This window comes from Eubacterium sp. AF34-35BH, assembly GCF_003477765.1.
Classification (GTDB): domain Bacteria; phylum Bacillota; class Clostridia; order Lachnospirales; family Lachnospiraceae; genus Eubacterium_G.
In genome coordinates this window covers 1-513 of sequence record NZ_QUDZ01000023.1, presented here as the reverse complement: position 1 = coordinate 513, position 513 = coordinate 1, and the positions used below count along the sequence as shown (strand labels likewise).

General features: G+C 35.9%; 1 protein-coding gene. It reads right to left on the bottom strand.

Annotation, left to right across the window (positions count from 1 at the left end; genetic code table 11):
- Positions 1–496 (bottom strand): restriction endonuclease subunit S (locus tag DWZ69_RS11950; RefSeq protein WP_243081058.1); only part of this gene is annotated, 496 nt, incomplete at its 3' end.
- Positions 497–513 lie beyond the last annotated feature (17 nt).

Here is a 513-nt window from a genome sequence, read left to right as displayed (position 1 = left end):
GATGAAGAGTGATGAGGTGGTCGAGATTATCTAATGATGATGATATTTTCTTCTGTTCTTCCATTCCTGGTATTAAGAATTTGAATGAGCCAACCTCTGTTGTAGATATACTCGCTTGATTCACAGCAGGCTTTGCTATTATTCTAAACCAGTCTCTGGTCGATTCTTTTTTGAGCAAATGAAGTAAAAAGTGGGAATCTATTTCTTCATGCCTTGAACGTATATTTAACAGGTTCATTCCATGATATATTTCCCCTAAATCCGCAGTATAAAGGGCTGTATTAGCAATATAAGGGAGACTATTTATATGACTAAAAAGTATATCCCCATCCACAAGCCTATAATTCTCATTTACCTCATCTGAAGAACCGAGCTTTTCGGTGTTTATCACTCCAGATGATATACTTTCTATTCTTGTAATTTTGTATCTATGATCTCTACTTCCATCAGCTCTGTATGTATAACCATTCTTTATACTTTCTGTTACATCCGACAACTTACGCTGTTCCCAAG